Genomic DNA, 26,566 nt, shown 5'->3' with positions numbered 1-26,566 from the left:
CTGTGTATTTTGTTGCTGTTTATTCAAATTAATTATTCATTTTTAGTTTCATCTGTAAACTATCTAACATCCATCCATCCCGCCGTTCACAGATAATCTGTCCATCATATTTTACATTTACTTTTTCATAAGCACCGGTGCCGACTTTGGGTAAAATATTCTTATAGAATATCTCCAACCGATCTAGCTTCTCATCCAATTTAGCGGCATTACCAAGAACCAACGGTTGTGTTCCCACTCGCGGAATAATCTCAATATCCTGCTGATCATCGACATACAGCTGCACGATCTGATTGCTCCACAAAGGATCATCTTTTACTTGCTCCACAATGGTAACTAGGTCCTTCACCAATTGGGTTCGGATCGTATCCAATGGCTTTTCATATCCTTCGCGTATATTCCCGTTTGCGACCAAAACATGCGGAACGTATTTTAATGTCACCGGCACTTTTGCTCCCTTTGTGTCGATGTAATATTCTTTCCCGGCTCCGTTCACAATACGCAAAATCACCTCCCGCTGCTGCACAACGATTTGTAAAACGCCATCCATATCGGCATAAATCTCTGCACTAGATACGTAAGGGAGCTCCATCAGTGCCCGTTCGATCCTGTCTGTCGGAATATCCTTCAATGGCTTCCCAACAACATTCCCGAATGTTTTATTTACTAAATCGGAAATATCGTGCTGGTCAATAAAGGTTTCTTTTCCTTCCACGATCACCTTCATAGAGACACAGGCCTGTGCCGTATCCTTCTTCTTGACCAAGCTCATCAACATACCTATTCCCACCAAGACAAGGAGCCCTAAGCACATATAACCAAGCTGTCTCCACGGTATGTAACGAACAACCTTAAGCATTTTCCAATATTTCTTTTAAAGGTTTCACCAATTTGTCTATGTCCCCCGCCCCTATTGTGACGACCAGTTCCGGAGCGTTTTGTTTTACGATCCGCAATACGTCATCCGGCGATACAAGCTGTTTACTACCTATCGCCATCTTATTCAATAGCCAACTGGAGGTTATTCCTTCTATCGGCAATTCTCTTGCCGGATAAATATCCATCAGTAGCAATTCATCTGCCAATTCCAACACCTCTGCAAAGCCATCTCCAAAATCGCGGGTCCGACTATATAAATGTGGCTGAAAAACGACGGTCAACTTCTTTGTCGGATAGAGTTTCTTTACCGACGTCAGAAACGCGCGCAATTCTTCCGGATGATGCGCATAATCATCTATATATACATGCGCCGGCGTTTTAACGATATATTCAAATCGTCTCTTTGCCCCTCTGAACGACACCAATGCCGATTTTATCTTCTCCACGGCTATTCCAAGCTGTAGCGCTACCGTAATGGCCGCCACGGCATTTTCCACATTATGGAAGCCCGGTATACCTAATGGGATAGCCTGTATTTCCGTTTTTCCGGCAACATAATCAAAATAAAACACCCCCTCTTCCACACGTATATGGCGTGCGTACGCATCACAGACTTCGTCTTTGGCATAAGCTATATCTCCACTAAAGGGCAGTCCCTTTTTTACGATCGACAAGCCACCCGGGACGACACGTTGTAAAAACAGTTCGAAAGATTCGATCAGATGTCGCTCGTCACCATAGATATCCAAATGATCAGGATCTGCCGAGGTAACCACCGCAATATTGGGATGCAACGTCAGAAACGAGCGGTCGTATTCATCAGCTTCTACCACAACCACGTTGTTCGCACCATATAGTACATTGCTATTATAGTTAGAACTGATTCCTCCCAAAAAAGCAGAACAATCATAACCTGAGTCCTTCAATATATGCGCAATCATGGTCGAGGTTGTTGTTTTCCCGTGCGTTCCCGCCACGGCTATCGTAAATCGACTTGCGCTAATGATACCCAATACCTCAGAACGCTTATATAATGTAAAGTCTCGTTCTAAAAAATAAGCTTTCAGTTTAAGGTCTTTCGGGATGGCAGGTGTAAAAATCAATAACGTTTCCGCAGACGGTTGTTGGTATACCGTTGGCAATAACGCGACATCATCTTGGTAAATCACCTGAATACCTTCTTGCACCAACGCACGTGTCAACTCGGTCTCTGTTTTGTCATATCCCTGCACATCGCAACCGAGGTGTTTGAAATAGCGAGCCAAGCCACTCATACCAATCCCCCCAATTCCGAGAAGGTAAACACGTTTTATATGGTCAAGATTAATCATCTATTTAATAAGTTTCAGTACTTCTTTTGCAATCACTTCATCCGCATCGAGTCGAGCCATTTTCTGTATTTCGGCACTTAATGATGCACATTTAGCCTCATCCGAAAGCAACTCTAACGCCACATACATCATCGTGTCCCGCGCGTCGGCTTCGGAAATCATCACGGCTGCATTCTTAGCGGCCAAAGCTTGTGCGTTCTTCGTTTGATGGTCTTCCGCCACATTAGGCGAGGGCACCAATATCACCGGTTTTCCCACTACACAAAGTTCCGATATCGTGCCAGCACCTGCTCTCGAAATAATCAAATCTGCCGCTGCATACGCTAGATCCATACGATCCAAAAATGGTTTCACCTTTACATTACCCGGAATCAATTCGTTCATTTTCAACATACGTTCCATATCCTCGTAATACGTTTTTCCGGTCTGCCAAATAAATTGTACATCGTCTTTTTCGCCTAGCTCATGTATCACATCCAACACGTAACCATTCATCTGTTTTGCACCCAAGCTACCACCGATAATCAATATGGTCTTTTTGTGCGACTGCAGACCAAAAATTTGTAAAGCAAATTCTCGTTTCCCCTCGATATCGACAGAATCGCGGCGTACGGGATTACCTGTCAACATGATTTTTTCAGCCGGAAAGAATTGATCCATCCCTTCATACGCCACACATATCTTTTTAGCTTTCTTTCCCAAGCTCTTATTGGTTACACCCGCATAAGAGTTTTGTTCCTGAATCAGCGTAGGTAGCCCCATATTGTTGGCAGCCATTAACAAAGGTCCCGACGCAAACCCACCCACACCTACTGCGGCATCGGCATTAAACGCCTTTATCGTTTTCCGCGCCTTTATCAAACTATTTATCAGCTTAAAAGGCAAGGTCAAATTTTTCAACAGGGAGCTCCTATCAATGCCCTGTATATCTAATCCTACGATTTTGTAGCCTGCCTCGGGAACACGATCCATCTCCATCCGTCCATTTGCCCCTACAAATAAGATTTCGATATCCGGCGCTATACGACGTAATGCATTCGCTATTGCAATAGCCGGAAAAACGTGTCCCCCTGTTCCTCCTCCGCTTATGATTACTTTGTTTGCCATATTCTAGTATTTAGTATTTAGATATTAGTATTTAGACTTCCCTTCTAACGTCCTATATCCAAAATCCTTATTTTCCTATATCGTCCCCACCCTTTAACTTTCTAACTCTCTAACCCTCTAACATTTCATTTTTAAATCGTTCCAACAACCACTTTTGGATTCTTTGGAATTTCGTTTAATTCTTCTTTTCCTTTCAATTCTTCTATACTCCTACTTACACTTAAAATGATCCCTAGTGCCACGCTGGTAAACAAAATGGAGGTCCCCCCCATACTGACCAATGGTAATGGCACACCAGTAACGGGTCCCAACCCTACAGCAACCGCCATATTGGCTAGCGCCTGTATGGTCAAGCTAAACCCTAGACCCGCAGCTAGAAAGGCCCCGAACGCGCGTGGGCTTAGGGTTACAATACGTATACAACGGTACATCAATGCCACATACAAGAAAAGCAGGATCGCTCCACCGATCGTTCCGTATTCCTCCACAATCACGGCGAAAATAAAATCGGAATAGGGATGTGGTAATAGATTTCTACCTACGCTATTCCCTGCACCCTTGCCAAATAACTGACCCGAAGCAATGGACATCTTCGCCAGATTCGCCTGGTAGTTTTTATCTTCTTGAAAAGGTACGGTGTTTTGCACCGTTTGCTCTGTCTTAAAGAAACTTTCAAAACGACTGATATAGGTGGCACGTCGAGGCCCGATAAATATCACTAACAACAAGAGGAAAGCCCCCCCGACACATACGATACCTATCTGCTTAAAACTTACCCGACCAATCAACAGCAGTAACACACTCGTACCAAATAGCATTAAAGCCGTCGATAAGTTTGCCCACGCAATCAGGACAAAAACCAAGCATACCGTTCCCATAATGGGGATAAATGATTTTTTAAGATCTTTTATCTCATGTGCTTTGCGTGAAAGCATACGTGCCAAAAAGGTAATCAGTGCTAGTTTTGCCAGATCCGATGTTTGAAACGTTTGGTTGATGACGGGAATCGTTACCCAGCGGCTAGCCTCGTTTACTTTGTTACCGCCAATCAACGTAAAAAGTAACAAGGGTATAGCGATGATCATCAGCAGCTTAGAAATACCGGCATAATAACGATAATCTAATTTGTGTGATAGATACATCAACACCAAACCCACAGCAATAATGGAAAAATGCTTGAACAGGTACAATTCTGTTCCTTTGCCTTCCTTGTAGGCAAGTGTACCTACTGAACTATACACCGCCAACAAAGACCAGCCGGACAGGACAATCACAATAATCCATATCCACTTGTCTCCTTTTAATTTACTGAAAATCTGATCCATCATCGTTTCCACATTTTATTTACCCACTTCCTTTCTGTCATATTGAGGCTTGCCGAAGTATCTAAACGATTTAGATCCCTCCTAGCGTCGGGATGACAGCCGGGTGTACTATTACAAAGACATTACTGCTTCCTTGAATTTTTCACCACGTTCTTCATAATTTTTAAACCAGTCAAAACTTGCACAGGCCGGCGATAACAGCACCGTATCGCCCTTTTTCGCTAAATAGGAGGCAATCTCTACCGCGTCTTGCATAGACGAGCTATTGATAATCACATCCGTATCATCTTCAAAAGATTCATGAATGCGCACCGTATCTTTACCGATACATACAATTGCTCTAACCTTAGACTTTACCAAATCACGCATCATCTCGTAGTCATTACCTTTATCTACGCCCCCCATAATTAAGATAATATCGGGTGAAAAGCTTTCCAAAGCATACCAAACAGAATTCACATTGGTTGCTTTCGAATCATTGATATAATTCACCCCCCCAATACAAGCAACATGCTCTAGACGATGCTCGATATTCACATACGATTCCATGCTTTCTTTCATCGTTTGGTTGCGCAGTTCTTGAACCTTCGCAATCAAGCCCGAAGCCATGTTGTTGTATGCGTTATGTTTCCCTTGTAATGATAACTCTTCCATATTCATCGCAAAAATGTCTTTGTTAGGTACTTTTATTATAATATTCTTTTCTTCGTCTACATATGCGCCCTGCCCCACCACTTGTTCTTGTGTAAAGGGCAAATGCTGGGCGTCTGTTTTAAATACAGCTAAGCCTTTTACCGTTTCCTCGTCGTCCAAACAGTAGATAAAATAATCGTCTTTTGTTTGATTTCGGATCATACGAAACTTAGATGACCTATAGTTTTCCATCTTATTATCATAACGATCTAGATGGTCTGGTGTAATGTTCAAAATGACCGCTACATCAGCACGGAAATGATACATATCATCCAACATAAAACTGGATATTTCCAATACATACACCTCGTAATTTTCGCGTGCTACCTGCAGTGCAAAACTTTTCCCAATATTTCCGGCTAATCCCACATTTACACCACCACGCTGCAACATATAATATGTCAGCATAGTTGTTGTCGATTTGCCGTTAGAACCGGTAATGCAATAGAACTTAGCTGCTGTATACTGCGCCGCAAATTCAATCTCCGAAATCACCGGAATATTGGCGGCCTTCAAGGCCTTTACCAAAGGTGCATGTTCCGGAATACCAGGACTTTTGACAACCAAATCTGCTTGCATAATCTTATTTTCACTATGCAGTCCCTCTTCAAATGCAATTCCTTCTTGCTGTAATGTGGCCTTATATTCATCCCGTATCGCCCCCTTGTCGGAAACAAATACGTCAAACCCCTTATCCTTTCCTAAAATAGCCGCACCAACACCGCTCTCCCCCGCGCCCAGTATCGCCAGAAAGCCAGATTGTGGATAATATGTATGTGCTATATTAGACATCTTATCTTACTTTTAATGTGACTATCGTTAAAATTGCCAGAATAATAGATACAATGAAAAACCGCATCACAATCTTCGATTCGTGATAACCTTTCTTCTGATAATGATGGTGCAAAGGAGACATCAAAAATATCCGCCGCCCTTCTCCATATTTTTTCCGTGTGTATTTGAAATACGACACTTGCATAATTACCGACAGATTTTCTAACAAGAAAATCCCACATAACATCGGAATCAACAGCTCCTTTCGGATAAGGATAGCGAATGCCGCAATGATACCACCAATCGTCAAACTCCCCGTGTCACCCATAAAGACCTGTGCTGGATAAGCATTATACCACAGGAAACCCGTACAGGCTCCTACAAATGCACCTGCGAAAATCACGAGTTCGCCCGAGTTGGGGATATACATAATATTAAGGTAATCCGAAAAAATCACGTTACCGGACACATAAGCCAGAATTGCCAGTGTAATACCAATAATAGCGGAGGTTCCCGTTGCCAGTCCATCTATCCCATCGGTGATATTTGCGCCGTTAGATACCGCCGTAACGATAAACACAATCACCACTAAAAACACCATAAACGTAGCCAGATTGCTGTTTAATCCAAACATACTTAGCACTTCGGCATAATCGAACTCGTTATTTTTATAGAATGGAATATTCGTCTTTGTAGACTTCACATTTTCCGCATAATAACGTTGGCCTGTTTGGGTATCCATCATAATCTCCACTGCCTTGGTCGAAGTCGGGTTTTGTACTTTTTCCCGAACAACAATATCCGGATGGAAATACATGGTGATGGCAATTAATGTCCCTAGTCCTACTTGCCCGATAATTTTAAAGCGACCGGCAAGTCCCTCTTTGTTTTTACGGAATACTTTGATGTAATCATCCAGAAAGCCAATCGTACCCATCCAAATGGTTGTGATAATCATGATGATGACATAAATATTATCCAGTTTGGCAAACAAAAGTGTGGGTACCAAGATCCCGCCGATGATAATCAACCCACCCATTGTCGGCGTACCTACCTTTTGCTTCTCGCCCGCTAAGCCTAGGTCACGGATCGTCTCCCCAACTTGCTTATTACGTAAAGCGCGAATCAGACGGCTTCCGTATACCGTCGTAATCATCAACGACACAATAACGGCCATTGCCGTCCTAAACGAGATGTATTGAAACAATCCCGATCCCGGCAAATGCATATGTTCTTGTAGCCAACTGAATAGATAATATAACATCCGTATTTCTTATTGTTCGTTAAACGTTTCTATTAAAATTTCCTTATCGTCAAAATGGTAACGCACACCCTGAACTTCTTGATATTTTTCGTGTCCTTTTCCGGCGACTAATACAATATCGCCAGCTTGTGCTAAATGACATGCAGCTCGAATAGCTTCTTTGCGCTCAGCAATGGTAAAGACGTGTTTGCGATCTTTCGAATCCACACCCGCTTCCATATCCCGAATAATGGCCATCGGGTCTTCTGTCCTTGGATTATCCGAAGTAATGATAACTTTATCGCTTAAACGTACTGCGACCTCTGCCATTTCGGGGCGCTTAGTCTTATCGCGATCGCCACCACAACCTAGTACCGTAATAATCTGTTGGCCGCCTTTCCGCAACTCCCGGATAGTCGAAAGAACATTCTCCACCGCATCGGGTGTATGCGCATAATCTACGATGCCTACGGTACCATTTGTCGAACGCACCACATCAAATCTGCCTTCTGCTCCAGCAATATCGCTCATAGCCGTTAACACCTTCATGGTTTCTTGCTCCAACAAAATCGCGGCGCCATAAACCGCCAACAGATTGTATGCATTAAATCCGCCAACCAGTTTAACCCACACTTCATGTCCGTCTACCTGTAGTAGCATACCATCTAAATGGCTTTCGACAACCTTCGCCTTGAAGTCCGCCATCGTTTTTAGCCCGTATGTCTTTTTATGTGCAAATGTATTTTGCAGCATCACTGTTCCATTACGGTCGTCTACGTTGGTCAATGCAAAAGCAAATCTATCTAAGTCATCAAAAAACTTTTTCTTAGCCTTGATGTAATGATCAAACGTGCCGTGAAAATCTAAATGATCGTGTGTGATATTAGAGAATATGCCTCCGGCAAAACGTAGTCCGGCGATACGTTGTTGCACGACAGCATGTGAACTCACTTCCATAAAGCAATAATCACATCCTTCATCCACCATCTCCCGAAGCAACATATTGAGTGCTATCGGATCCGGCGTTGTATGCGTGGCCGGGATAACCCGATCTCCGATTTTATTTTCCACGGTTGACAGCAATCCGACGTGATACCCCAAACTCTTAAACAAATTAAAAAGAAGCGTGGCAATCGTCGTCTTACCATTTGTTCCTGTAATACCAACAAGTTTTAATCCTTTGGAAGGATCACCATAAAAATTAGATGCTAATAAACCCAATACATACGATGTATCCGCCACGACGACATAGGTTATCTCCTCGTGCAATTTCTCCGGCAACGTATCCAAGACCAGTACCTTGGCGCCGTTTTCAACCGCTTTATCAAGATATAAATGTCCGTCGGTATGCACACCCCGAACGGCAACAAAAAGACTATCTGCAGAAACTTTCCGCGAATCGAAGCATACCGACAACACATCAACTTCAAGGAGCCCCTCAAGCTGTTGTACTGGAATCGCATGTAATAATTCTCGTAGTTTCATATCTTTTAATTCAGCGCCAATGTTATGGGCGTACCTACTTTTAATTTTGTACCAGCAACAAGCGATTGGCTGACAACTTTACCCCAACCAAAAATCTTCGTTTTGAATCCGGCATTCTCCATGGTGAAGATCGCATCCGACAAGCCCATGCCCAACACATCCGGCACCACTCCTTCTTTCACCTGGGTCTCCACAAAAGGAGCAGCTTTGGTCGACGAATCCGTGGCCTGCACTATCGTATTCCAATTCGACGGATTAAATCCCAATGCTTGGTACACCGCACTTGAGGCCTCTTTCGAACCTCTTAATGTGAGCGGTAATTTTGTTCCGGCTGTATTTACTTTTCTGCTTGCCAATGTTCCGTGCAAGGCTAAGTCATTTGCATAAATCATATCCGCCAATTCCTTAAATACCGGTCCGGCAATTGCTCCGCCGTAATATCCCTTTCTTGGATTTCGGATCACGACAATCATAGAATATTTTGGATTCTCGGCTGGAAAATAACCGGCAAAGGATGATTGATAACGGCGTTGCCCATATCCGCGAGCGCCATCGTTCATTTGTGCCGTACCCGTCTTACCTGCCGACGAATATAACGGTGAACTTAAGCGCCTACCTGTCCCCTCTGTCATTACCCCTTCCAACATACCCTGCATTTTGCGGATAGCTTCTTTCGAGGCAATCTGCTTATTAAGCACCTTCGCGTCAAAACGTTCTACGGTATTACCTAGATGCCGGATCTCTTTCACAAACAAAGGCGCTAACAATTTGCCATCGTTGGCAACCGCGTTGTAAAGGGCTAACATCTGCAACGGTGTTAGTCGTAATTCATAACCATACGCCATTTGCACCAAGGATAACTTACTCCACGTTTTGCTATCCGGCATCTTTACCCATGGCGTTGCTTCCCCAGGAATTTGTAACCCTAAAGGCTTGCCTAATCCAAAATGATGCAACTTTGCTGTATATTTCGCCGGCTTGTCGCCATAATAAGTGTTTATCAGTTTCGCCACACCTACGTTTGAAGACTCTTCAAAAGCCTCTTTTACCGTCAAAACCGATTTTTTTGGTGCATGCGAATCCCGTATAGTATGTGCTGGCACTTTATACGTACCGTTTCCGATATCCACCGTGCTTGATGTATCTACAAAACCATCATCCAACAACGCCAAATAACTCGCCAGCTTGAATGTTGATCCCGGGTCTGCACCCTGGGCAATAGCATAATTGTATTTTTCCCGAAAAACACCCTCTTTATCCCGTGTAAAATTCGCGATCGCCCTTACCTCTCCTGTTTTCACCTCCATAACAACCACACAGCCATTATCCGCATCACTAGCTATTAACTGCTTTTCCAGCGCTCGCTGCGCCATATCCTGCATATTTACATCTAGGGTCGAAATGATATCCGAGCCATCGACCGGCGCAACTTCCACCTCCCGGTTGACAGGCACCCAAACCCCACCCGCAATACGCTGCATTAACTGTGAACCACTCTTTCCATCGATATACTTTCCGTAAGCCCCTTCCAAACCAACCAACACCGTATCGCCCTTAATGTTCTTATAACCAATGGTCCGAGCTGCCAAATTTGTAAATGGTAAAATCCGTTTATTTTCACGCACCGTAACCAAACTAGTAGGATAGCGCTTCTTGCCATCCCTGAATGCATGAAACAATGGAAAAGTCTTAATAATTTTCAAATCTTGATGGGAAACAGCTCGTTTAATCAAGACATAGCGCTGCTTTTTTGCACGGGCATTTTTCAACAACGTTAAATACTGTCGGGATGATTTATCCTTAAAGTGTGCAGACAACCGCGCCGCCAACGAATCGACTTTAGAATTAAACACATCACTTTCCTCCAGGGGTATCGACATCGCATCAAAACGAAGCTCATATTCGGGAACAGAAGTAGCCAACAAACTACCATCATTGGAATAGATATTGCCGCGAGCTGCCTCAATTCCCCGCTCTTGAATCGTTAAACTATCCACCATCGCACGCCACTCTCCACCATCTACATATTGTAAATGCAAGAGCTTACCAAAGACCGTTAGCGCAAAAAGCACCATAAGGCCAAATGCCACGTACACGCGAATAAGTATAGTTTTTCTAATATTCATACAACTCCGTGCTGCTTGTTTACTTCTTTATTTCCTTTATCACCTCCAGCTTAATAGGAGGTTCCATGCGTTCTTTCAACCCGAGGGTATCGGCCCGCTTCGCAATTTCTGTTTGCGTTGTTAGCTTCATCAATTCGGCAGATAATGACTTGTAGTCCCAGCTCAATTCTTTTACCTCACGCCCTACCTGATCAATCGTCCGCACCGTTCTTTCTGCCAAATGTCGATTGGAGATATACAATAGCCCAAGCAGTGCTACAAATGCCGCAAAAGGCAAATTCCTAGCCACCAGATAGCTGGACAAGTATTTTGTAGAGAAGATAGACCGAAGAAAATGCTGTGTTTCCTCCACTTTTTCTTCAACCGACTCATTCATTTTTTTCTGAACCTCTTCACTTAATTCGTTGTTTCTGACTGTGTTTTTGCTAGACATATCTCTCCAAAAATTAAGCTTCCCGTTCAGCTATACGTAGCTTCGCGCTACGTGCCCTATTATTTATCGCCAATTCATCTTCGCTTGCCGTCACCGCTTTACGGCTGATGACATGGAATGGTTTTATTTCATTGCCAAAGAAATCCTTCTCCACCTCTCCCCTAAACTTACCCTTCTGCATAAAATTCTTCACTAATCTATCTTCCAACGAATGGTAAGACATCACCACTAAACGCCCCGCCGGCTTCAATACCGCTACCGTCTGCTCTAAAAAGTCCTGCAACGCCTCCAACTCCCCATTTACTTCAATACGTAAGGCCTGAAATACCTGTGCGTGATATTTGTGCTCTTTCCCCTTTGGCACTTGGCGTTTAATCACTTCTTTCAACCTGCCAACGGTTTCGATCGGTTCACCTAATCGCGCTGTCACGATCGTTTTTGCTAATGAACGTGCATTTTGTATCTCACCATACATCCCAAAAATGCGATGCAACTCCGCCTCTGCATATGTATTCAACACTTTTTTTGCATCTAAATCAGCCACCTGATCCATCCGCATATCCAAATCCGCATCGTAACGAATGGAAAAACCACGTTCAGGCGAATCAAACTGATGCGAAGAAACACCTAAATCAGCCAGCACACCGTCCACCTGCCGAATTCCCAATAATCGAAGATTGTTTTTCAAAAATCTAAAATTATGATGCACTAACGTAAAACGCGGATCATCCAGCGTATTCTTCACAGCATCCGGATCCTGATCGAATGCGATCAATCTTCCGTTATCACCCAATCTTTTTAAGATCTCCCGTGAGTGACCACCACCGCCGAACGTCACATCAACATACACACCATCTGGCTTAACAGCCAATGCATCCATACATTCCTGCAACATCACAGGCACATGATAAACAGCCGGGTTACTCGCCATCATGTCCTCCTTCCATATCAAATTCACCCATCACTTGCGCCGCCAAATCTGAAAAATCATCTTCCGATATCGCATCCAACTGTTTTTCATACGTCGCCTTCGACCAAACCTCTATTTTTTCCAAATTACAAGCCAACACTAATTCGCTTCCCACTTCCGCATATTCTAACAACCCTTTCGGCAATAAAACCCTTCCTGCCGAATCAAGCATTAACTCTGTCGCTCCACTCATAAACTTCCTCACAAAATCTCGATTCTTGGGTTGGAACTGATTAAGCCTCGACAATTGCTTCAAAATCTTATTCCACTCTGCACGGGTATAAATGACCAAATTTTTCTCGAAGCCACGATTCACTACAAGCCCATCCCGCTCCACATCAGGCAGTTGCCTTTTGAGCGCGGCAGGAACCACCATTCTACCTTTGGCGTCCAGCTTGCATTCGTATTCTCCGATTAAATAGTTCACAGTCTATACAGCTAATCAAAATTTTCAATGTAAAAGTATACACTTTCTCCCACTTTCCCCCACAATATAACACAAAAAAGTTTTCCACATAGCGAAAAAGCTACAAAAGTCGCCACGACCATTTCTATACCCGTAATAACGAAAATGATGTAAAGCCCCGGCCCTATTGGGAATATTAATATTTTGACAAAGAAAACCGTCTTACGCTTCTTTTCTTATCTTCCGCAAATAAAAGTGGGATAAAGTGGGAGTATGAAAAAAAGAAGAAACAAATCTTTATTGTCCGTAAAATCCAATATTTTTGCGCACACATCCATTCGCAACTCGTTATACGTTATTCGGGCGTATTTTATAAACACGAATCACACGTGATGAGTTACGGACAAAACAACGAATAGCAATGTATAGAAGTCATAATTGCGGTGAACTGAGATTAACCGATACAAATAAAGAAGTCACACTAGCGGGCTGGGTTCAAAAGTCGCGCGACAAAGGGTTTATGATTTGGGTAGATTTACGTGACCGTTACGGTATTACGCAGTTAATCTTTGATGAGGCGCGTACCCATGAAACCATTATGCAGCAGGCGAAATCATTGGGACGTGAGTTTGTCATACAAATAAAAGGTAGCGTTATCGAGCGGGAATCTAAAAACGCGAATATTCCTACCGGAGAGATTGAAGTACTCGTAAATGAATTGACCATACTGAACGAAGCTCAACTTCCACCTTTTACGATTGAGGATGAAACGGATGGCGGTGAAGACTTGCGTATGAAATATCGCTATTTGGACATCCGCCGTAACCCGGTAAAAAACAGCCTGCTTTTTCGTCATAAGGTGACACAAGAGGTTCGCAACTATCTATCGAATATGGACTTCTGCGAAGTGGAAACACCTTATTTAATTAAATCTACGCCAGAAGGCGCACGTGATTTTGTGGTTCCGTCCCGCATGAATCCCGGACAGTTTTACGCCTTACCGCAATCACCACAAACCTTTAAGCAGTTATTAATGGTAGGCGGTTTAGACAAATATTTCCAAATTGTAAAATGTTTCCGTGATGAAGATTTACGGGCAGACCGTCAGCCTGAGTTCACGCAGATTGACTGTGAAATGTCTTTCATTGAACAAGAAGATATCCTAAACGTTTTTGAGGGATTGACGCGTCATCTATTGAAAAAGATACACGATATCGATATTGCACAATTCCCCCGCATGACATATGACGAAGCCATGCGAAAATATGGAAACGATAAACCTGATATCCGCTTCGGTATGGTGTTCGGCGAGTTAAATGCCGTCACACAGCATAAAGATTTTGCGGTATTCAACAATGCAGAATTAGTAGTCGGTATAGCTGTACCGGACGCCGCATCCTACACAAGAAAGCAAATCGATGCGTTGATTGATTGGGTAAAACGTCCACAGGTAGGCGCTTTGGGCATGGTATACTGTAAGTGTGAGCTCGATGGAACATTCAAATCTTCTGTCGATAAATTTTATGATCAAACCGACCTTGCGCAGTGGGCGGACGCTACGGGTGCAAAAGCGGGAGATCTTATCTTCGTTTTATCCGGACCAGCGTACAAAACCCGCACACAGCTAAGTGCCCTACGTATGGAGTTAGCCAACCGTTTAGGACTACGCAAGCCAGACGAGTTTGCACCACTATGGGTGATGGATTTCCCGTTGTTGGAATGGGATGAAGAAACAGGACGCTACCATGCTATGCATCACCCGTTTACGTCGCCAAAAAAAGAAGACATGCATCTATTGGATACCGATCCTGGAAAAGTTCGCGCCAATGCATACGACTTAGTATTGAATGGTAATGAAATCGGTGGTGGCTCCATCCGTATCCATGATAAAGAAACACAATCCTTGATGTTCAAGCATCTTGGCTTCACACCAGAGCAAGCACAAGAGCAATTCGGTTTTCTCCTGAATGCCTTCCAATACGGTGCGCCTCCACATGGCGGACTTGCCTTCGGTCTCGACCGACTAACAGCTATTCTAGGCGGGCAGGAAACGATCCGAGATTTCATTGCATTCCCCAAAAATAACGCGGGGCGTGATGTCATGATTGATGCGCCGGCGGCTATTGACAACGCACAACTGGACGAGCTGAATCTAGCACTGAATATAAAAGGATAATACAAAATAAAAGCTCCCGCTATCTAAAATAACGGGAGTTTTTTAATTAGTTTTACTTCATGGGAGAGCAGGTTGCAGACAAGTTTTTAAAAGATAGCGCGGTTAAATCCTTTGACCAACGTCATCGTGAGATCATCAATACCAATATAGAGAAGTATCGTCTCGCATTTGAGCAGAGCAAAAGCAAATTTTTCGATTTGGAAAATTCGAAAAAGAAAGCTCACCTCGTCAAATGGAAAACTATCGAAAATCTCGAGCGCTACCTTTTAGATTTTGAAAGCAATTTTACCAAAAGAGGTGGGCAGGTTATCTGGGCGAATGATGCGGAAGAAGCTCGCCACGAGGTTTTCAAAATCATGGAACGCCATCAGGCACAATCGGTTGTAAAATCCAAGTCTATGGCAATGGAGGAAATCGAGCTTGACCATTTTTTAGCGAAGCAAAACGTCGAAATCTTCACGGGTGATTTTGATACACCGTCAGATGCATCAGCAGAACAAATGACGGTCGAAGGGGGTGAATTATTACGGCAAAAGTACACGAGGGCGGATATCGGTATCTCGGGAGCAAATTTTATTATCGCTGATACCGGTAGTATCGCTATTACGGAGAATGATGGGAACGCAAGACTTACCACTTCCTTTCCAAAGGTGCATATCGCATTAGTCGGAATAGAAAAAATCATCCCCAGCATTGTTGATCTGGATCTGTTCTGGCCTTTAGTAGCTTCACATGGAACCGGCCAAAATCTTACGGTATATAATACGATTCTAGGTGGACCCCGACAAGGACAGGACACGGATGGCCCAGAAGAAATGTACGTCATCTTGCTCGACAATGGCCGGACCAATGTATTGGAAAAAAACGACCAGCGCCAAGCGCTCTACTGCATTTGCGGTGAGGCCTGCTTAAATTTATGTCCGACTTACCAAAATATTGCCGGGCAAACGTATGATACAATCTATAAAATTCTTATCGATTCACTTATCCCCCCAAACGTAAACAGCGTATCGGAATTCAAGTATCCCGCCTACGCTTCAGCCCTTTGCGGAAAATGCTTCGATGCCTGCGCAGTTGGCATAGATTACCAACGGTTGGCGTTACTTAATCGTCGGGATTCGGTGCAGCAAGGTTTAATCCCACAAGCAGAAAAACGGGTATGGGAAGTATTTACGTATGCCATACAGCGTCGTGGTTTGATAGATTTCTTTAGCGGCAGAACGAAAAACTTCTTCCTGCGTAGTTTCTTGCGAAAAATCTGGGGCAAACACCTGGAATTACCGAAACTTGCGAAAAAATCATTCGCGAAGCAGTGGAAAGAGCAAAAGGATTAATAGGGATCCACATCAATAGCAATACGCACGCCCCGGTGTTGTTTCTCCATATCAAATTGTGTGATAGCTTGGTGAATGAGTTCTTTCACCCGGGAGATACTAACGTTGTTACGTTCTATTTTCAAGGTAATCGTTTGAATAAAATGGTTTCGAACGCGGGAGATTAACGGTGGTTCGGGCCCTAACACTCTATTGCCCAACTGCTCGCGGAGCAAATTGGCCAAACGAGTAGCCGCATCGCTGGCTTGCTGTCTATCTGTATGGCGAACGTCCAATTTAATAACACGGTAAAAAGGTGGGTACAGATAATTCTTACGCTCTGTTATTTCCGTCATGAACATACCTTCATAATCATGCTGAATAACCTGTTCCAGCACCCGATGTTGGGGCGTATGGGTTTGAATAATCACTTTTCCTTTATTCTCCCGGCGCCCAGCGCGCCCGGCCACCTGTGAAAACAATGAAAAGGCACGTTCATATGCTCGAAAATCGGGAAAATTAATCATCGCATCCGCATTGATAATACCGATGAGACTCACACGCCCAAAATCCAGTCCTTTTGCCACCATCTGCGTGCCTACCAAAATATCGAACTCGTGTTCATCAAAGGCCGTGATAATTTCTTCAAACCCATATTTCCCCTTGGTAGAATCCAAGTCTAGACGTCCTATTCGCGCTTGCGGCAGCAACAACTCCAACTCTTCTTCTACGCGTTCCGTTCCAAACCCTTTACTTTCAATATGCGGCATGCCACAGGCAGGACAAACCTGCACCGGTGGTTCCGTATGCCCACAATAATGACAATGCAGATGATTAGTTGATTTATGATACGTCAGACTGACATCACAGTTCACACATTTGACCACCCAGCCACAGGTATTACATTGCACAAAGGGTGTATGACCTCGTCTATTCTGAAACAGGATAACCTGTTCCTTTCGCTCCAAAGCATCTGTTATCTCCTGTAGTAAAACACCACTGAAGTAAGCGAACATTTGTTCTTTACGCCCTTGCTCCGCTACATTTACAATCTGTATATCAGGTAATTGAGATTCCCCAAAGCGTTCCTTTAATTCTACTAACCCATATTTACCTGCTCTGGCGTTGTAATAACTTTCTATCGATGGAGTAGCCGATCCCAGCAAAACTTTTGCCCCCTGCAGGTGTGCCAAATAGATAGCCGTATCGCGGGCATGGTAACGCGGAGAAGGCTCGTATTGCTTGTAGGAATTTTCATGCTCTTCATCAACTACGACCAATCCTAAATATTGAAAAGGTAAAAATACAGCGGAACGGGCACCAACGACCACCTTATATTCACCTTTCATGACCTTATGCCACACCTCTGCCCGTTCATTGTCATTAAATTTTGAATGATAAACACCCAATTTATCGCCAAAATGCAATTTCAACCGATCGGTAATCTGTGCCGTAAGCGCGATTTCCGGTAAAAGATACAGTGCATTTTTACCCTCCTTGATTGTCTGTTCGATGAGCCGTATATAAAGCTGCGTTTTCCCGGATGCGGTGACACCATGCAGCAGTACCACATCTTTCGTTTCAAAAAAAGCTTTTACCTGATCGAATGCTTGCTGTTGTACCGTATTGAATACAAAATCTGCCCTTATCTCTACTTCTTCTCCTCCTAATCGCGAGACGATCTTCTCTTCCACCACAAACACCCCTTTTTCGATTAAGGATGCAATAATTGCGGAACTCACCCCCGAAACTTCCATAATATCTTGCCGGGCAATATCGGTCATGGTTTTTCGAAGCTGCATAAAACCTAAGACTGCATCCTGTTGCTTCGGTGCACGATTTAAAGAATCGAGCAAGCTACGTATCCCATCCGCATCATCAAACTCCGGCGAAAACCGCAAATATGCCTTACGCTTCGGGACATACTTGTCTTTGATCTCTTCAGATATTAAAATGTACCCTTGATCAAAAAGCTTCTTCAATAGTGGAAAAACAGTGCTCTGTCCTAATAATTTAACAATATCATTTATCGTCAATTCTCCTGCCACATCCAATGCTTCCATGACCATATACCCTTTGTCAGACAAGAGGGAACGATCCAAATCTACCTGTGCTGATGCCGTAATTTTTGTTTCACTCGCCATCTTTAATGCCGCCGGCAAAGCGGCTTGCATAACCTCTCCCAAATAACACATATAGTAGCTGGAAATCCATTCCCAAAGTGCCAACTGATTGGTATCCACCACAGGATCTTCATCGATAACTTGGAGAATATACTTTGCCTCGTAACGTAGCGGTGCTTCGTTAGAAATTTTATGGATAATGGCGGCATAAATCTTATTGCGACCAAACTGTACAATAACACGCTTACCGATGGCTACTGTGGCATTCAGCTCCAGCGGAACACGATAAGTATAGGTTTTGGCGATGTAAAGGGGTAAAATAACATCAACAAACAACGTTTCTCGATCATGATAAAATAGAGAAGTTCCTGACATGTTAGGACCGATTCCGGACAGCGGCTATAAACAACCCTATCCATCCGACCATAAAGCAAAGCCCACCAAGCGGTGTCACCGGACCTAACCACCCAAATCCTTCTAATCCAATTAACGACCGAATACTCAATAGATAGAGTGAGCCCGAAAATAATAGCATACCAACGGTAAAAGCAATAAACGAAACCCGTATAGAGGCATTCTTAGCCCGGGAAAAGGTCGACAAAAACAACAATGCCAAGGTATGATAAAAGTGATACTGGTTTGCGGTTTTCCATGTCCCTAAATGGTATTCGCTGATTTTCCCCTCCAACCCGTGTGCCCCGAATGCCCCTAATATTACAGCGGTCAATCCGAAAAGAGACGCTATCAATATAATTTGTTTGTTCATAAAAGAGATCGTATTCTAGTGATATTTCTTCCGTGGGTATAAATGTAATAAAATATAATAGTTTTACAAGGAGCTGTTCGTGAAATACAGCGCATTTTACGTAAGTTTGAATCTGTTAGAGGCTGTGTTAGATGAGAAATACGATTATCATTACCATTTTACTATTCGTCGCCATTATTGGCGCTTCCCTATATTATTTTGCGGATTTGGAAGGCGACAAAAAAGAAACACTCCGTCCGCTTACTTTCCTTCCCAAAGAAACCTTCTTCGTTACTACATTTCAAAATGATGTAACAACCGACAACATCTTCAAAGATTTTGAAATCTTCGATGCGATGGTCGGCAGACAAGAATTTGAACAATGGCAAACATTAAAGACAAAGCTCCTACGACATTCCGTTATACAGCCTTATGTAAATGATGTCGATCTATATGTTTCTTTTCATCCCGAAAAGGAAACGATAACCAGTTTGTTTACAATTCCCCTATCAACACCTATCGACCGAGCGACAATCAACTCATTCCTGGAGAAGGCCGCATCCACATACACCCTAACACAAAAAGACACCCTTGAAAATCGTATTTACAGCTTGGATAAAGGCGTCAAGGATTCTGTATTCCATATCGTCTATCACGAAGACATTTTCTTTGCATCTTTTTCGGAAACCATACTCTATCAAGTGATGGACAAGCAAGTTCCTAAATTAGGGAAAGACGAAATCGATTACTTTATAGACAATAACAGCCGAAATTCACCGCTCAGCATTTATTTTGTTCATGAGCAGATACCGCGTATCGCCGAACATCTTATGCGCAGAAAAGCAGGCGACATCATCAGGTTGTTCGACCACCTCGGCGGGCAATCTGCGTGGAACTTAAGTTTTAAAAATGATGCCCTCATATTGAGTGGCGAAAGTGAAACGGCACATCGAAAAGAGAATTACATAGAACTGTTCGGAAATCAACACAAAACCTCACAAACGCTCTATAATTATTTTCCCCAGAATACGGCCTCTTATCTTTCTTTTGCGATCAGCAACCCCGATAGCTTCCGAAAAGATTTACTTACCTTATTGGAACAACGTCAAGAACTTCCCGCATTAGCGGCACAGTTTGCAGAAATGAAAAAAAGCAAAGACGTCTCTTTTGAAGAAGACATATCCCCTATCTTCGGAAGGGAATTTGCAGTGGTAGAGCAAACTAATCAAGCGCAGCTAGCCTTTATTTCCATTGCAGATTCTAGCAAATTCGATACTTTTATTTCGTCTATAGCTACACGTGTATCCGATTCTCTTTATCGGTTCGATCATTCAAATATCCCGTTTGCACTTTATGGCGATCCACTTAAACCTTTCCAACGTCCATACTTCCTGCGCGTGGAAAATATTCTTGTGTTAGCCAACTACCAAAGCCTGTTGACGGAGTACCAACGCGACTGGCGACGTGTGAACCTCTTAACCAACACACTGGGCTTCAAAAATTCGGAGCGAATTCAGGGGAACGAAGCGAATATTACCTGCTTCGTTCGGACAAGCACATCATCATCGATGATCAGCAATCTGCTAAAAACAGCTTATCGCGAAAGTTTTCGGGATAAAAACAATTTCGGTTATCAGGATTTTTATTCCTGGTCTATACAGATTGCCGGTAATAACGGTCGTTTCCAATCCAGTATTTATGGTGTATATAAAAGTAAAAATGCACTGGGTGCAGTAGCGGACTGGGTCTATGAGTTTAACAACCGACCGATTACGGCACCGCAAGTTTTCGAACATTCAGATACCAGCCAATTTATCCTGATTCAGGAGCAGGACCATACCGTACATGCGATTAATCCTTCGGGTAACAAAATTTGGTCTACCGTATTCCACGGACGTGTGGTAGGCGAAGCACAACAATTGGATGATCGGTCTATCGTGTTGGTCACAGATCGCAACAGGCTTTATCGATTTGACCCGGATGGTAATTCGTTAACCGGTTTTTCATTGGGAATGGATAGCGAACCAACCTATACACCTACGATCAGTAGCATCGGCGGCCAACAGTTGATTTTCGTTCCTGCAGGCCGTAAGATGCTGGTCTATACTTTAGCGGGTAAAAAGGTGGAAAGCTGGAATGACAAAAATCTCGAAGGAAAAATATTATTTGATATTAAAGTGCTGGGTGATCAGGTCTTTGTAGGCACAGAAAATGGTCATTTTTATCAATTCGACGCACAAGGAAATCTTCTTAAAGAAGAGATTATTGCCGATAGTCAGTTTAAAAATCCGATAGCGATCATCCGGTTAGAACAAAATCGACATGCGGTATACGCCGTTGACACCGCTCAGATCTCGTTCACAATGGATTTTAAAGAAGAACCGCAAACATACAAACTGGAACAGGGAGGAAACCGTTCCTTTATCTCTTATTTCCCGGATGCAACAGGTATCGCTTATCGCATGGCGATCATCGATCAAAAGCATTTATTGACGAAAAATATACAAGACAGCAGTGTTATATTCGACTTTACTTTTACCCAAGACCTCGCCGATCGTCCACAGTATTTTGCAGCGGGTTCGAATAGCTCCCTATTAGGTATTGCATCCCGCAAAAACTACCTTGTTTATCTCTTTGATGAAAAGGGATCGATACAAGATGGTTTTCCCATTGAGGCACTGCCAGACTTTTACTACGGTAAAATTGACTATAATAGTTCCACTTACTTACTCTGTACAAGACGAGATCGAAAATTATATGCATTTAAGCATTAGCTCTTGCTTTCGCCGACGATTTCTTAACATTTTTTAAGAAAGTGATAATCGCAAAAATTTCCACAACCCATAAAATAATAGTAGGTTTGCACACTTATAAGATTTATGCTGACAGGAGAAAATAATTTACACTTACTGGCCCAACCTAAGAATATCGTTATCACAACCCATCACAAACCGGATGGAGACGCACTCGGTTCCTCTTTAGGTTTATACCATTGGCTGAAAATGAAAGGTCATCAAGTAGAGGTCGTTTTGTCGTCTGATTTCCCTGATTTCCTAAACTGGATGCCTGGACGTGAACAGGTCATTATCTTTCCTAATGAGACCACACGAGCAGAACATCTTATCGCGCAAGCCGATATTATTTTTTGCCTGGATTACAGCGCATTGAGCCGCACCAATATTTTAGAGCCTATTCTTCGGACGGCAACCGGTCAAAAATGGATGATAGATCACCACCTCGATCCAGAAGATTTTGCTTCCCTCCGTTATTGGGATGCTACGGCAGCTGCAACCGCACAATTGGTCTATACGTTTATTACCGACATCTGTGAAGACGCAACGGCCATAACACCGGAAATGGCGACTTGTCTATATGCAGGAATCATGACCGATACCGGTTCATTTCGCTTCCGGTCTACTACCGCAGCGGTACACTTAATTATATCTAAACTTATCGAAGCGGGAGCTAGGAACTGGGAGATTCACGAACAGATTTACAATAGTTCTACCGAAAATCGATTAAAATTTTTGGGGTATTGTTTATTAAACTGTTTGGAAGTTATCCCCGAATATAATACCGCGGTATTTTCCGTTACAAAAGAGGATTTAGAGCGGTTCCAAGTGACCACGGGAGATACTGAAGGGCTCGTAAATTACGCCCTGTCTGTCAAAGGCATACGATTAGCCGCGTTATTTATTGACAGAACCGAATTAATTAAATTATCTTTGCGGTCGACTGGAGAAATTCCATGTAATGAAATTTGTAAAAAATACTTTAACGGAGGAGGACATTTAAACGCTTCGGGGGGTAGTTCGACGGAAACACTCAGCCAGACGGTAAACAAGTTCAAATCCATATTACCAGCATATAAAGAAATATTAACAACATAATTTAAGTGACTATATCAGAATGAAGAAATCAATTTTATTCCTTTCGGCTGCGGTGGGCTTACTAGCTACAACGAGTTGCCAAAATTTCAAGAAAGGTGATGGCGGTCTTGAATATAACATTGTAAAAGACGCAGGAGCAGAAAAAGCCCAAGCAGGCGATTTATTATCGGTAGATATGATTGTAACATCAGATCGTAAAGATTCCTTGTTACAAAGCACCTATGACATCGGTTTACCACAAATCGTAAATATCGCACCGGATTCTATCCCCGGCCTGTACGCAGGAGACTATAATTCCATGTTCAAAATGTTGGGAGAAGGCGATAGTGCTGTTTTCCGTTTGAACTTAGATACCATGGCTGCAAAAACAGGACAACCAAAACCGGAATTTGCAGATCACTATGCTACATTTAAAGTGAAAGTGAGAAAGCATTTTAAAAAGGGTGATTTAACAGATTCGGCATTGTATGCGCAGATAGACGAGTATTTCAAAGCAGAAATCGAGACATTGAAACAAGCCGAGGAAGGTAAACTAGCCAGCTACATTTCGAAAAACAAATTGGAACCTAAGAAAACGGATTCTGGCTTACAATATATCGTAAAAGAAGAAGGTTCCGGCAATAAGGCTGTTGTGGGTGACACCGTCGTTGTGAACTACACCGGATCATTAGTGAACGGAAAAATTTTCGATACGAATAACGCTGAAACGGCAAAAAAAGAGAATACGTTCAACCCTATGCGTCAATATGAGCCTATTCGTTTCCGAGTGGGTCATGATCCTGTTATCCAGGGCTGGACAGAAGGTCTACAATTGTTGAACAAAGGTTCAAAAGCAACTTTATTAGTTCCATCTAGCATTGGCTATGGCGAGCGCGGAGGTGGTACTATCCCACCGTATGCACCATTAGTGTTTGATGTGGAATTGGTGGATATCATACCTGGGCCAACAGAAGCTCCAGCGGATTCAGCAGCGGTAAATTAATTTTTGAATTAATTAAAAAAAGCTCCAAGGTTTAAAACCTTGGAGCTTTTTTTAATCCCTAATTTCCGCTATTTTCCTACCCGCTTTTCTATATCAATTTTTTACTTTCGCCGTTTTCTCGTCTTGATTTTTTTACCGGTAGCGGCTCCGTTGTGATAGTGTATTTCCACCGGCACAACGCCTGCTCGGATCATCCCTATCTTGGTGGCCGCTCCCTTGGAGAGGTCGATCATTCTTGACTTGGACGATGGCCCCCGATCGTTGATCCTCACAACTACCTGTTTGCCGTTGTTGAGATTCTTTACCGTCACCTTCGTACCAAAAGGGAGTGTCCTATGCGCTGCCGTCATGGCATTTTGATTGAATCGTTCGCCACTGGCGGTGGTTCTCCCATGAAATTTACCACCATAGTAAGATGCATTGCCTCTCTCCCGTACTTCCCCACCCGTCATCCGCAACTTGGGTGAGCAGCTCATTAAAAGCAAAACAGCCACAAAACCGAGGTAAACAATAGGTGGAATATGTATGTTTTTTTTATTCATTTCAAATTTCGGAACACTGTATTTATCAGGTTCCGGCAACTAATGTAAGCTTTCTAGACAACACAAACAACACCGGGATCTACAACCAAACTATCCCCAAAAGCTGCCTCCCCTTGCAAGCTGCACTTTTTTTGCCTTCATGCGGTATTTTTGATATGAAAACCCTAAATTTAGCCGCTATGACACCGTCTATTCATCCATATATACTCACCGATACGCATACGCACATTTATTACCATGCTGAAGCGCCCCAATTGGACGAACAACTACAACGTTGTTTCGAGAAAAACATTCAACGTTTGTTTTTGCCAAATGTAGATACTGAATCCGTTCCTCTCGTAATGGACACGGTGCGTGCCTATCCAAAAAACTGTTTTCCAATGTTAGGGCTTCATCCCTGTTCCGTAAAGGAGAACTATAAAGAAGAATTGCACCAACTAGAACGTTTACTCTCCGAGCATACCATATACGCCATCGGAGAAATTGGACTAGACCTCTATTGGGATAAGAGTACGTTAGATTTTCAGCGGGAAGCTTTCCGTGTGCAGGTGGGGTGGGCAAAAGCCATGGGTCTGCCTATCGACATCCATTGTCGAGAAGCTTTTGACGAGTTATTTATTTTATTAGAAGAGCTAAAAGACGATAAATTATTCGGTGTTTTTCACTGCTTCACCGGAACACTTGAGCAAGCCAAACATGCTATTGACCTAGGTTTTGCGCTCGGTATCGGTGGTGTCGTTACCTTTAAAAAAGCGGGGCTGGATGCGGTTGTCAAAGAAATAGACTTGCAACATATTGTGTTGGAAACAGATGCCCCTTACTTAGCACCTGTCCCCTATCGTGGAAAGGAAAACGAAAGCAGCTATCTTTATTATGTAGCCGAAAAAGTAGCGGATCTACATGAAATGACCGTTTCAGAAGTCGCCGAAATTACCACTGAAAATTCGAAGAGAATATTCCGAATCTAACAAACCAATATGCAAAATATATTTATTATCTATACAGGAGGAACCATTGGCATGGTAAAAGATGCCGAAACGGGTACATTTGTTCCTTTCGATTTTGACTTAATTGCGCGAAATTTGCCCGATTTGGATAGAGTGGATTATAAATTAACGGTCCATTCATTTACCCCCATCATTGATTCCTCTAATATGAATCCGAGGATTTGGGTAGAAATGGCAGAAATTATCCGAAATAACCACGATCACTATGATGGTTTCGTTATCTTACATGGCTCCGATACGATGTCGTTCTCTGCATCAATTTTGAGTTTTATGTTGGAGGGACTTCAAAAACCCGTGATTCTATCGGGTTCTCAGCTCCCTATTGGAGAAATCAGGACAGATGCACGGGAGAATATGATGACAGCCTTAGAAATTGCATCTGCAAAGGAAAATGGTAAATCCATTGTCCAGGAGGTCTGTATTTTGTTTGATAACAAGTTGTTTCGGGGAAACCGTTCTTTTAAATATAATTCGGCAAAGTTTGAGGCGTTCCGTTCACCCAATTATCCGGTTTTAGCAGAGGCCGGCATACATATCAACTACAATCACGAGGCGTTGCTAGATAATACGGACAAAGCGTTCATTATGCATACCGAGTTGGATAATCGAGTGGGTGTGCTCAAGTTATTTCCGGGCATTAGTCCCGCCTTTGTTCAATCTATTTTAAATGCTGATGTACGGAGTATTGTGATGGAAACCTTTGGTTCAGGGAATACGATGACCGACGAGTGGTTTCTCGATATGCTCGCTAGCACCATACAAAAAGGCAAAAACATTGTCGACATTTCGCAGTGTAAAGTAGGTTCTGTAGAGTTGGGGCGATATGAAACCTCTCAAGGGTTGAAAGCACTCGGAGTTCTCAATGGGTACGATATGACTTTCGAAGCTGCTGTGACGAAATTAATGTATCTGCAAGGGCAATTGACCGACCAAGAAGCGGTTGCTTACTGGGTGGAAAAGAATATACGTGGTGAACTAACCGTGAATGACTAATACACCCACAATGGACTACTTGT

General features: G+C 43.1%; 21 protein-coding genes. 7 read left to right on the top strand and 14 right to left on the bottom strand.

The window, feature by feature from the left end; all coding sequences use genetic code 11:
* Positions 1-28 precede the first annotated feature (28 nt).
* From H8B06_RS08255 to mraZ, 11 genes are all read right to left on the bottom strand, one after another.
* Positions 29-859: a cell division protein FtsQ/DivIB gene (locus H8B06_RS08255; protein WP_190993809.1), complete on the bottom strand. Its 831-nt coding sequence runs from the start codon at positions 857-859 to the stop codon at positions 29-31.
* Positions 852-2,207, bottom strand: coding sequence for a UDP-N-acetylmuramate--L-alanine ligase (gene murC, locus H8B06_RS08250; RefSeq protein WP_190993991.1), 1,356 nt, complete (start codon positions 2,205-2,207; stop codon positions 852-854). Before murC ends, H8B06_RS08255 begins: the two co-directional genes overlap by 8 nt.
* A gap of 3 nt (positions 2,208-2,210) precedes the next feature.
* Entirely contained in the window at positions 2,211-3,317 is a 1,107-nt protein-coding gene (gene murG / locus H8B06_RS08245) for an undecaprenyldiphospho-muramoylpentapeptide beta-N-acetylglucosaminyltransferase (protein ID WP_190993808.1), read from the bottom strand.
* A 131-nt stretch (positions 3,318-3,448) separates the two neighbouring features.
* Positions 3,449-4,642 carry an FtsW/RodA/SpoVE family cell cycle protein gene (locus H8B06_RS08240; protein ID WP_130142349.1) on the bottom strand — a complete coding sequence of 398 codons (1,194 nt, stop codon included), beginning with the start codon at positions 4,640-4,642 and terminating at the stop codon, positions 3,449-3,451.
* 111 nt (positions 4,643-4,753) lie between these two features.
* Positions 4,754-6,127: a UDP-N-acetylmuramoyl-L-alanine--D-glutamate ligase gene (gene murD / locus H8B06_RS08235; RefSeq protein ID WP_190993807.1), complete on the bottom strand. Its 1,374-nt coding sequence runs from the start codon at positions 6,125-6,127 to the stop codon at positions 4,754-4,756.
* 1 nt (position 6,128) lies between these two features.
* The gene (gene mraY, locus H8B06_RS08230) at positions 6,129-7,373 is read right to left on the bottom strand and encodes a phospho-N-acetylmuramoyl-pentapeptide-transferase (protein WP_190993806.1); all 1,245 of its coding nucleotides are present in this window, start codon (positions 7,371-7,373) and stop codon (positions 6,129-6,131) included.
* A 9-nt stretch (positions 7,374-7,382) separates the two neighbouring features.
* Positions 7,383-8,837: a UDP-N-acetylmuramoyl-L-alanyl-D-glutamate--2,6-diaminopimelate ligase gene (locus H8B06_RS08225; RefSeq protein WP_190993805.1), complete on the bottom strand. Its 1,455-nt coding sequence runs from the start codon at positions 8,835-8,837 to the stop codon at positions 7,383-7,385.
* 5 nt (positions 8,838-8,842) lie between these two features.
* Entirely contained in the window at positions 8,843-10,963 is a 2,121-nt protein-coding gene (locus H8B06_RS08220) for a penicillin-binding protein (RefSeq protein ID WP_190993804.1), read from the bottom strand.
* Between the two features lie 19 nt (positions 10,964-10,982).
* Entirely contained in the window at positions 10,983-11,396 is a 414-nt protein-coding gene (locus tag H8B06_RS08215; protein ID WP_190993803.1) for an FtsL-like putative cell division protein, read from the bottom strand.
* Positions 11,397-11,409: 13 nt separating this feature from the next.
* Positions 11,410-12,330: a 16S rRNA (cytosine(1402)-N(4))-methyltransferase RsmH gene (rsmH, locus tag H8B06_RS08210; protein ID WP_394370021.1), complete on the bottom strand. Its 921-nt coding sequence runs from the start codon at positions 12,328-12,330 to the stop codon at positions 11,410-11,412.
* Positions 12,317-12,793 carry a division/cell wall cluster transcriptional repressor MraZ gene (gene mraZ / locus H8B06_RS08205; protein WP_190993802.1) on the bottom strand — a complete coding sequence of 159 codons (477 nt, stop codon included), beginning with the start codon at positions 12,791-12,793 and terminating at the stop codon, positions 12,317-12,319. Before mraZ ends, rsmH begins: the two co-directional genes overlap by 14 nt.
* A gap of 400 nt (positions 12,794-13,193) precedes the next feature.
* Here mraZ and aspS point away from each other — a divergent pair, with 400 nt between their 5' ends.
* Together aspS and H8B06_RS08195 are read left to right on the top strand one after the other, a co-directional pair.
* Positions 13,194-14,948, top strand: a complete 1,755-nt coding sequence (gene aspS, locus H8B06_RS08200) for an aspartate--tRNA ligase (protein ID WP_190993801.1) — start codon at positions 13,194-13,196, stop codon at positions 14,946-14,948.
* A 59-nt stretch (positions 14,949-15,007) separates the two neighbouring features.
* Positions 15,008-16,282, top strand: coding sequence for an LUD domain-containing protein (locus H8B06_RS08195; RefSeq protein ID WP_190993800.1), 1,275 nt, complete (start codon positions 15,008-15,010; stop codon positions 16,280-16,282).
* On the opposite strand, the gene priA is transcribed toward H8B06_RS08195, so the two are convergent.
* Together priA and H8B06_RS08185 are read right to left on the bottom strand one after the other, a co-directional pair.
* The gene (gene priA / locus H8B06_RS08190; RefSeq protein ID WP_190993799.1) at positions 16,279-18,759 is read right to left on the bottom strand and encodes a replication restart helicase PriA; all 2,481 of its coding nucleotides are present in this window, start codon (positions 18,757-18,759) and stop codon (positions 16,279-16,281) included. The genes H8B06_RS08195 and priA overlap by 4 nt on opposite strands.
* Before the next feature lies 1 nt (position 18,760).
* A complete protein-coding gene (locus H8B06_RS08185) occupies positions 18,761-19,150 on the bottom strand; it encodes a DUF423 domain-containing protein (RefSeq protein WP_190993798.1) in 390 nt (129 codons plus the stop codon).
* A gap of 131 nt (positions 19,151-19,281) precedes the next feature.
* On the opposite strand from H8B06_RS08185, the gene H8B06_RS08180 reads away from it, so the two are divergent.
* The 3 genes from H8B06_RS08180 to H8B06_RS08170 all read left to right on the top strand — a co-directional run bounded on the left by H8B06_RS08180 (position 19,282) and on the right by H8B06_RS08170 (position 24,001).
* Positions 19,282-21,903 carry a PQQ-like beta-propeller repeat protein gene (locus H8B06_RS08180; RefSeq protein ID WP_190993797.1) on the top strand — a complete coding sequence of 874 codons (2,622 nt, stop codon included), beginning with the start codon at positions 19,282-19,284 and terminating at the stop codon, positions 21,901-21,903.
* Positions 21,904-22,008: 105 nt separating this feature from the next.
* On the top strand, positions 22,009-23,019 hold the full coding sequence (locus tag H8B06_RS08175) for a DHH family phosphoesterase (protein WP_190993796.1): 1,011 nt from the start codon (positions 22,009-22,011) through the stop codon (positions 23,017-23,019).
* Between the two features lie 19 nt (positions 23,020-23,038).
* The gene (locus H8B06_RS08170) at positions 23,039-24,001 is read left to right on the top strand and encodes an FKBP-type peptidyl-prolyl cis-trans isomerase (protein ID WP_190993795.1); all 963 of its coding nucleotides are present in this window, start codon (positions 23,039-23,041) and stop codon (positions 23,999-24,001) included.
* Between the two features lie 101 nt (positions 24,002-24,102).
* On the opposite strand, the gene H8B06_RS08165 is transcribed toward H8B06_RS08170, so the two are convergent.
* A complete protein-coding gene (locus H8B06_RS08165; protein WP_190993794.1) occupies positions 24,103-24,543 on the bottom strand; it encodes a septal ring lytic transglycosylase RlpA family protein in 441 nt (146 codons plus the stop codon).
* A 155-nt stretch (positions 24,544-24,698) separates the two neighbouring features.
* Between H8B06_RS08165 and H8B06_RS08160 the strand changes: the two genes are divergently transcribed.
* Positions 24,699-25,511, top strand: coding sequence for a TatD family hydrolase (locus H8B06_RS08160; RefSeq protein WP_223857544.1), 813 nt, complete (start codon positions 24,699-24,701; stop codon positions 25,509-25,511).
* Between the two features lie 9 nt (positions 25,512-25,520).
* Positions 25,521-26,543 carry an asparaginase gene (locus H8B06_RS08155; protein ID WP_190993793.1) on the top strand — a complete coding sequence of 341 codons (1,023 nt, stop codon included), beginning with the start codon at positions 25,521-25,523 and terminating at the stop codon, positions 26,541-26,543.
* Positions 26,544-26,566: the final 23 nt, after the last annotated feature.

The organism is Sphingobacterium micropteri (assembly GCF_014692515.1).
In the GTDB taxonomy this organism is placed as follows: Bacteria; Bacteroidota; Bacteroidia; order Sphingobacteriales; family Sphingobacteriaceae; genus Sphingobacterium; species Sphingobacterium micropteri.
Note: the sequence above shows the minus strand (reverse complement) of the source record. Positions and strands in the feature narration are given on the sequence as shown.

Coding starts and splice junctions, on each gene's coding strand:
- H8B06_RS08255 (WP_190993809.1), bottom strand. CDS start 859: ATGCTTAAGGTTGTTCGTTACATACCGTGGAGACAGCTTGGTTATATG.
- murG (WP_190993808.1), bottom strand. CDS start 3,317: ATGGCAAACAAAGTAATCATAAGCGGAGGAGGAACAGGGGGACACGTT.
- H8B06_RS08240 (WP_130142349.1), bottom strand. CDS start 4,642: ATGGATCAGATTTTCAGTAAATTAAAAGGAGACAAGTGGATATGGATT.
- murD (WP_190993807.1), bottom strand. CDS start 6,127: ATGTCTAATATAGCACATACATATTATCCACAATCTGGCTTTCTGGCG.
- mraY (WP_190993806.1), bottom strand. CDS start 7,373: ATGTTATATTATCTATTCAGTTGGCTACAAGAACATATGCATTTGCCG.
- H8B06_RS08225 (WP_190993805.1), bottom strand. CDS start 8,837: ATGAAACTACGAGAATTATTACATGCGATTCCAGTACAACAGCTTGAG.
- H8B06_RS08220 (WP_190993804.1), bottom strand. CDS start 10,963: ATGAATATTAGAAAAACTATACTTATTCGCGTGTACGTGGCATTTGGC.
- H8B06_RS08215 (WP_190993803.1), bottom strand. CDS start 11,396: ATGTCTAGCAAAAACACAGTCAGAAACAACGAATTAAGTGAAGAGGTT.
- rsmH (WP_394370021.1), bottom strand. CDS start 12,330: ATGATGGCGAGTAACCCGGCTGTTTATCATGTGCCTGTGATGTTGCAG.
- aspS (WP_190993801.1), top strand. CDS start 13,194: ATGTATAGAAGTCATAATTGCGGTGAACTGAGATTAACCGATACAAAT.
- H8B06_RS08195 (WP_190993800.1), top strand. CDS start 15,008: ATGGGAGAGCAGGTTGCAGACAAGTTTTTAAAAGATAGCGCGGTTAAA.
- priA (WP_190993799.1), bottom strand. CDS start 18,759: ATGTCAGGAACTTCTCTATTTTATCATGATCGAGAAACGTTGTTTGTT.
- H8B06_RS08185 (WP_190993798.1), bottom strand. CDS start 19,150: ATGAACAAACAAATTATATTGATAGCGTCTCTTTTCGGATTGACCGCT.
- H8B06_RS08180 (WP_190993797.1), top strand. CDS start 19,282: ATGAGAAATACGATTATCATTACCATTTTACTATTCGTCGCCATTATT.
- H8B06_RS08175 (WP_190993796.1), top strand. CDS start 22,009: ATGCTGACAGGAGAAAATAATTTACACTTACTGGCCCAACCTAAGAAT.
- H8B06_RS08170 (WP_190993795.1), top strand. CDS start 23,039: ATGAAGAAATCAATTTTATTCCTTTCGGCTGCGGTGGGCTTACTAGCT.
- H8B06_RS08165 (WP_190993794.1), bottom strand. CDS start 24,543: ATGAATAAAAAAAACATACATATTCCACCTATTGTTTACCTCGGTTTT.
- H8B06_RS08160 (WP_223857544.1), top strand. CDS start 24,699: ATGAAAACCCTAAATTTAGCCGCTATGACACCGTCTATTCATCCATAT.
- H8B06_RS08155 (WP_190993793.1), top strand. CDS start 25,521: ATGCAAAATATATTTATTATCTATACAGGAGGAACCATTGGCATGGTA.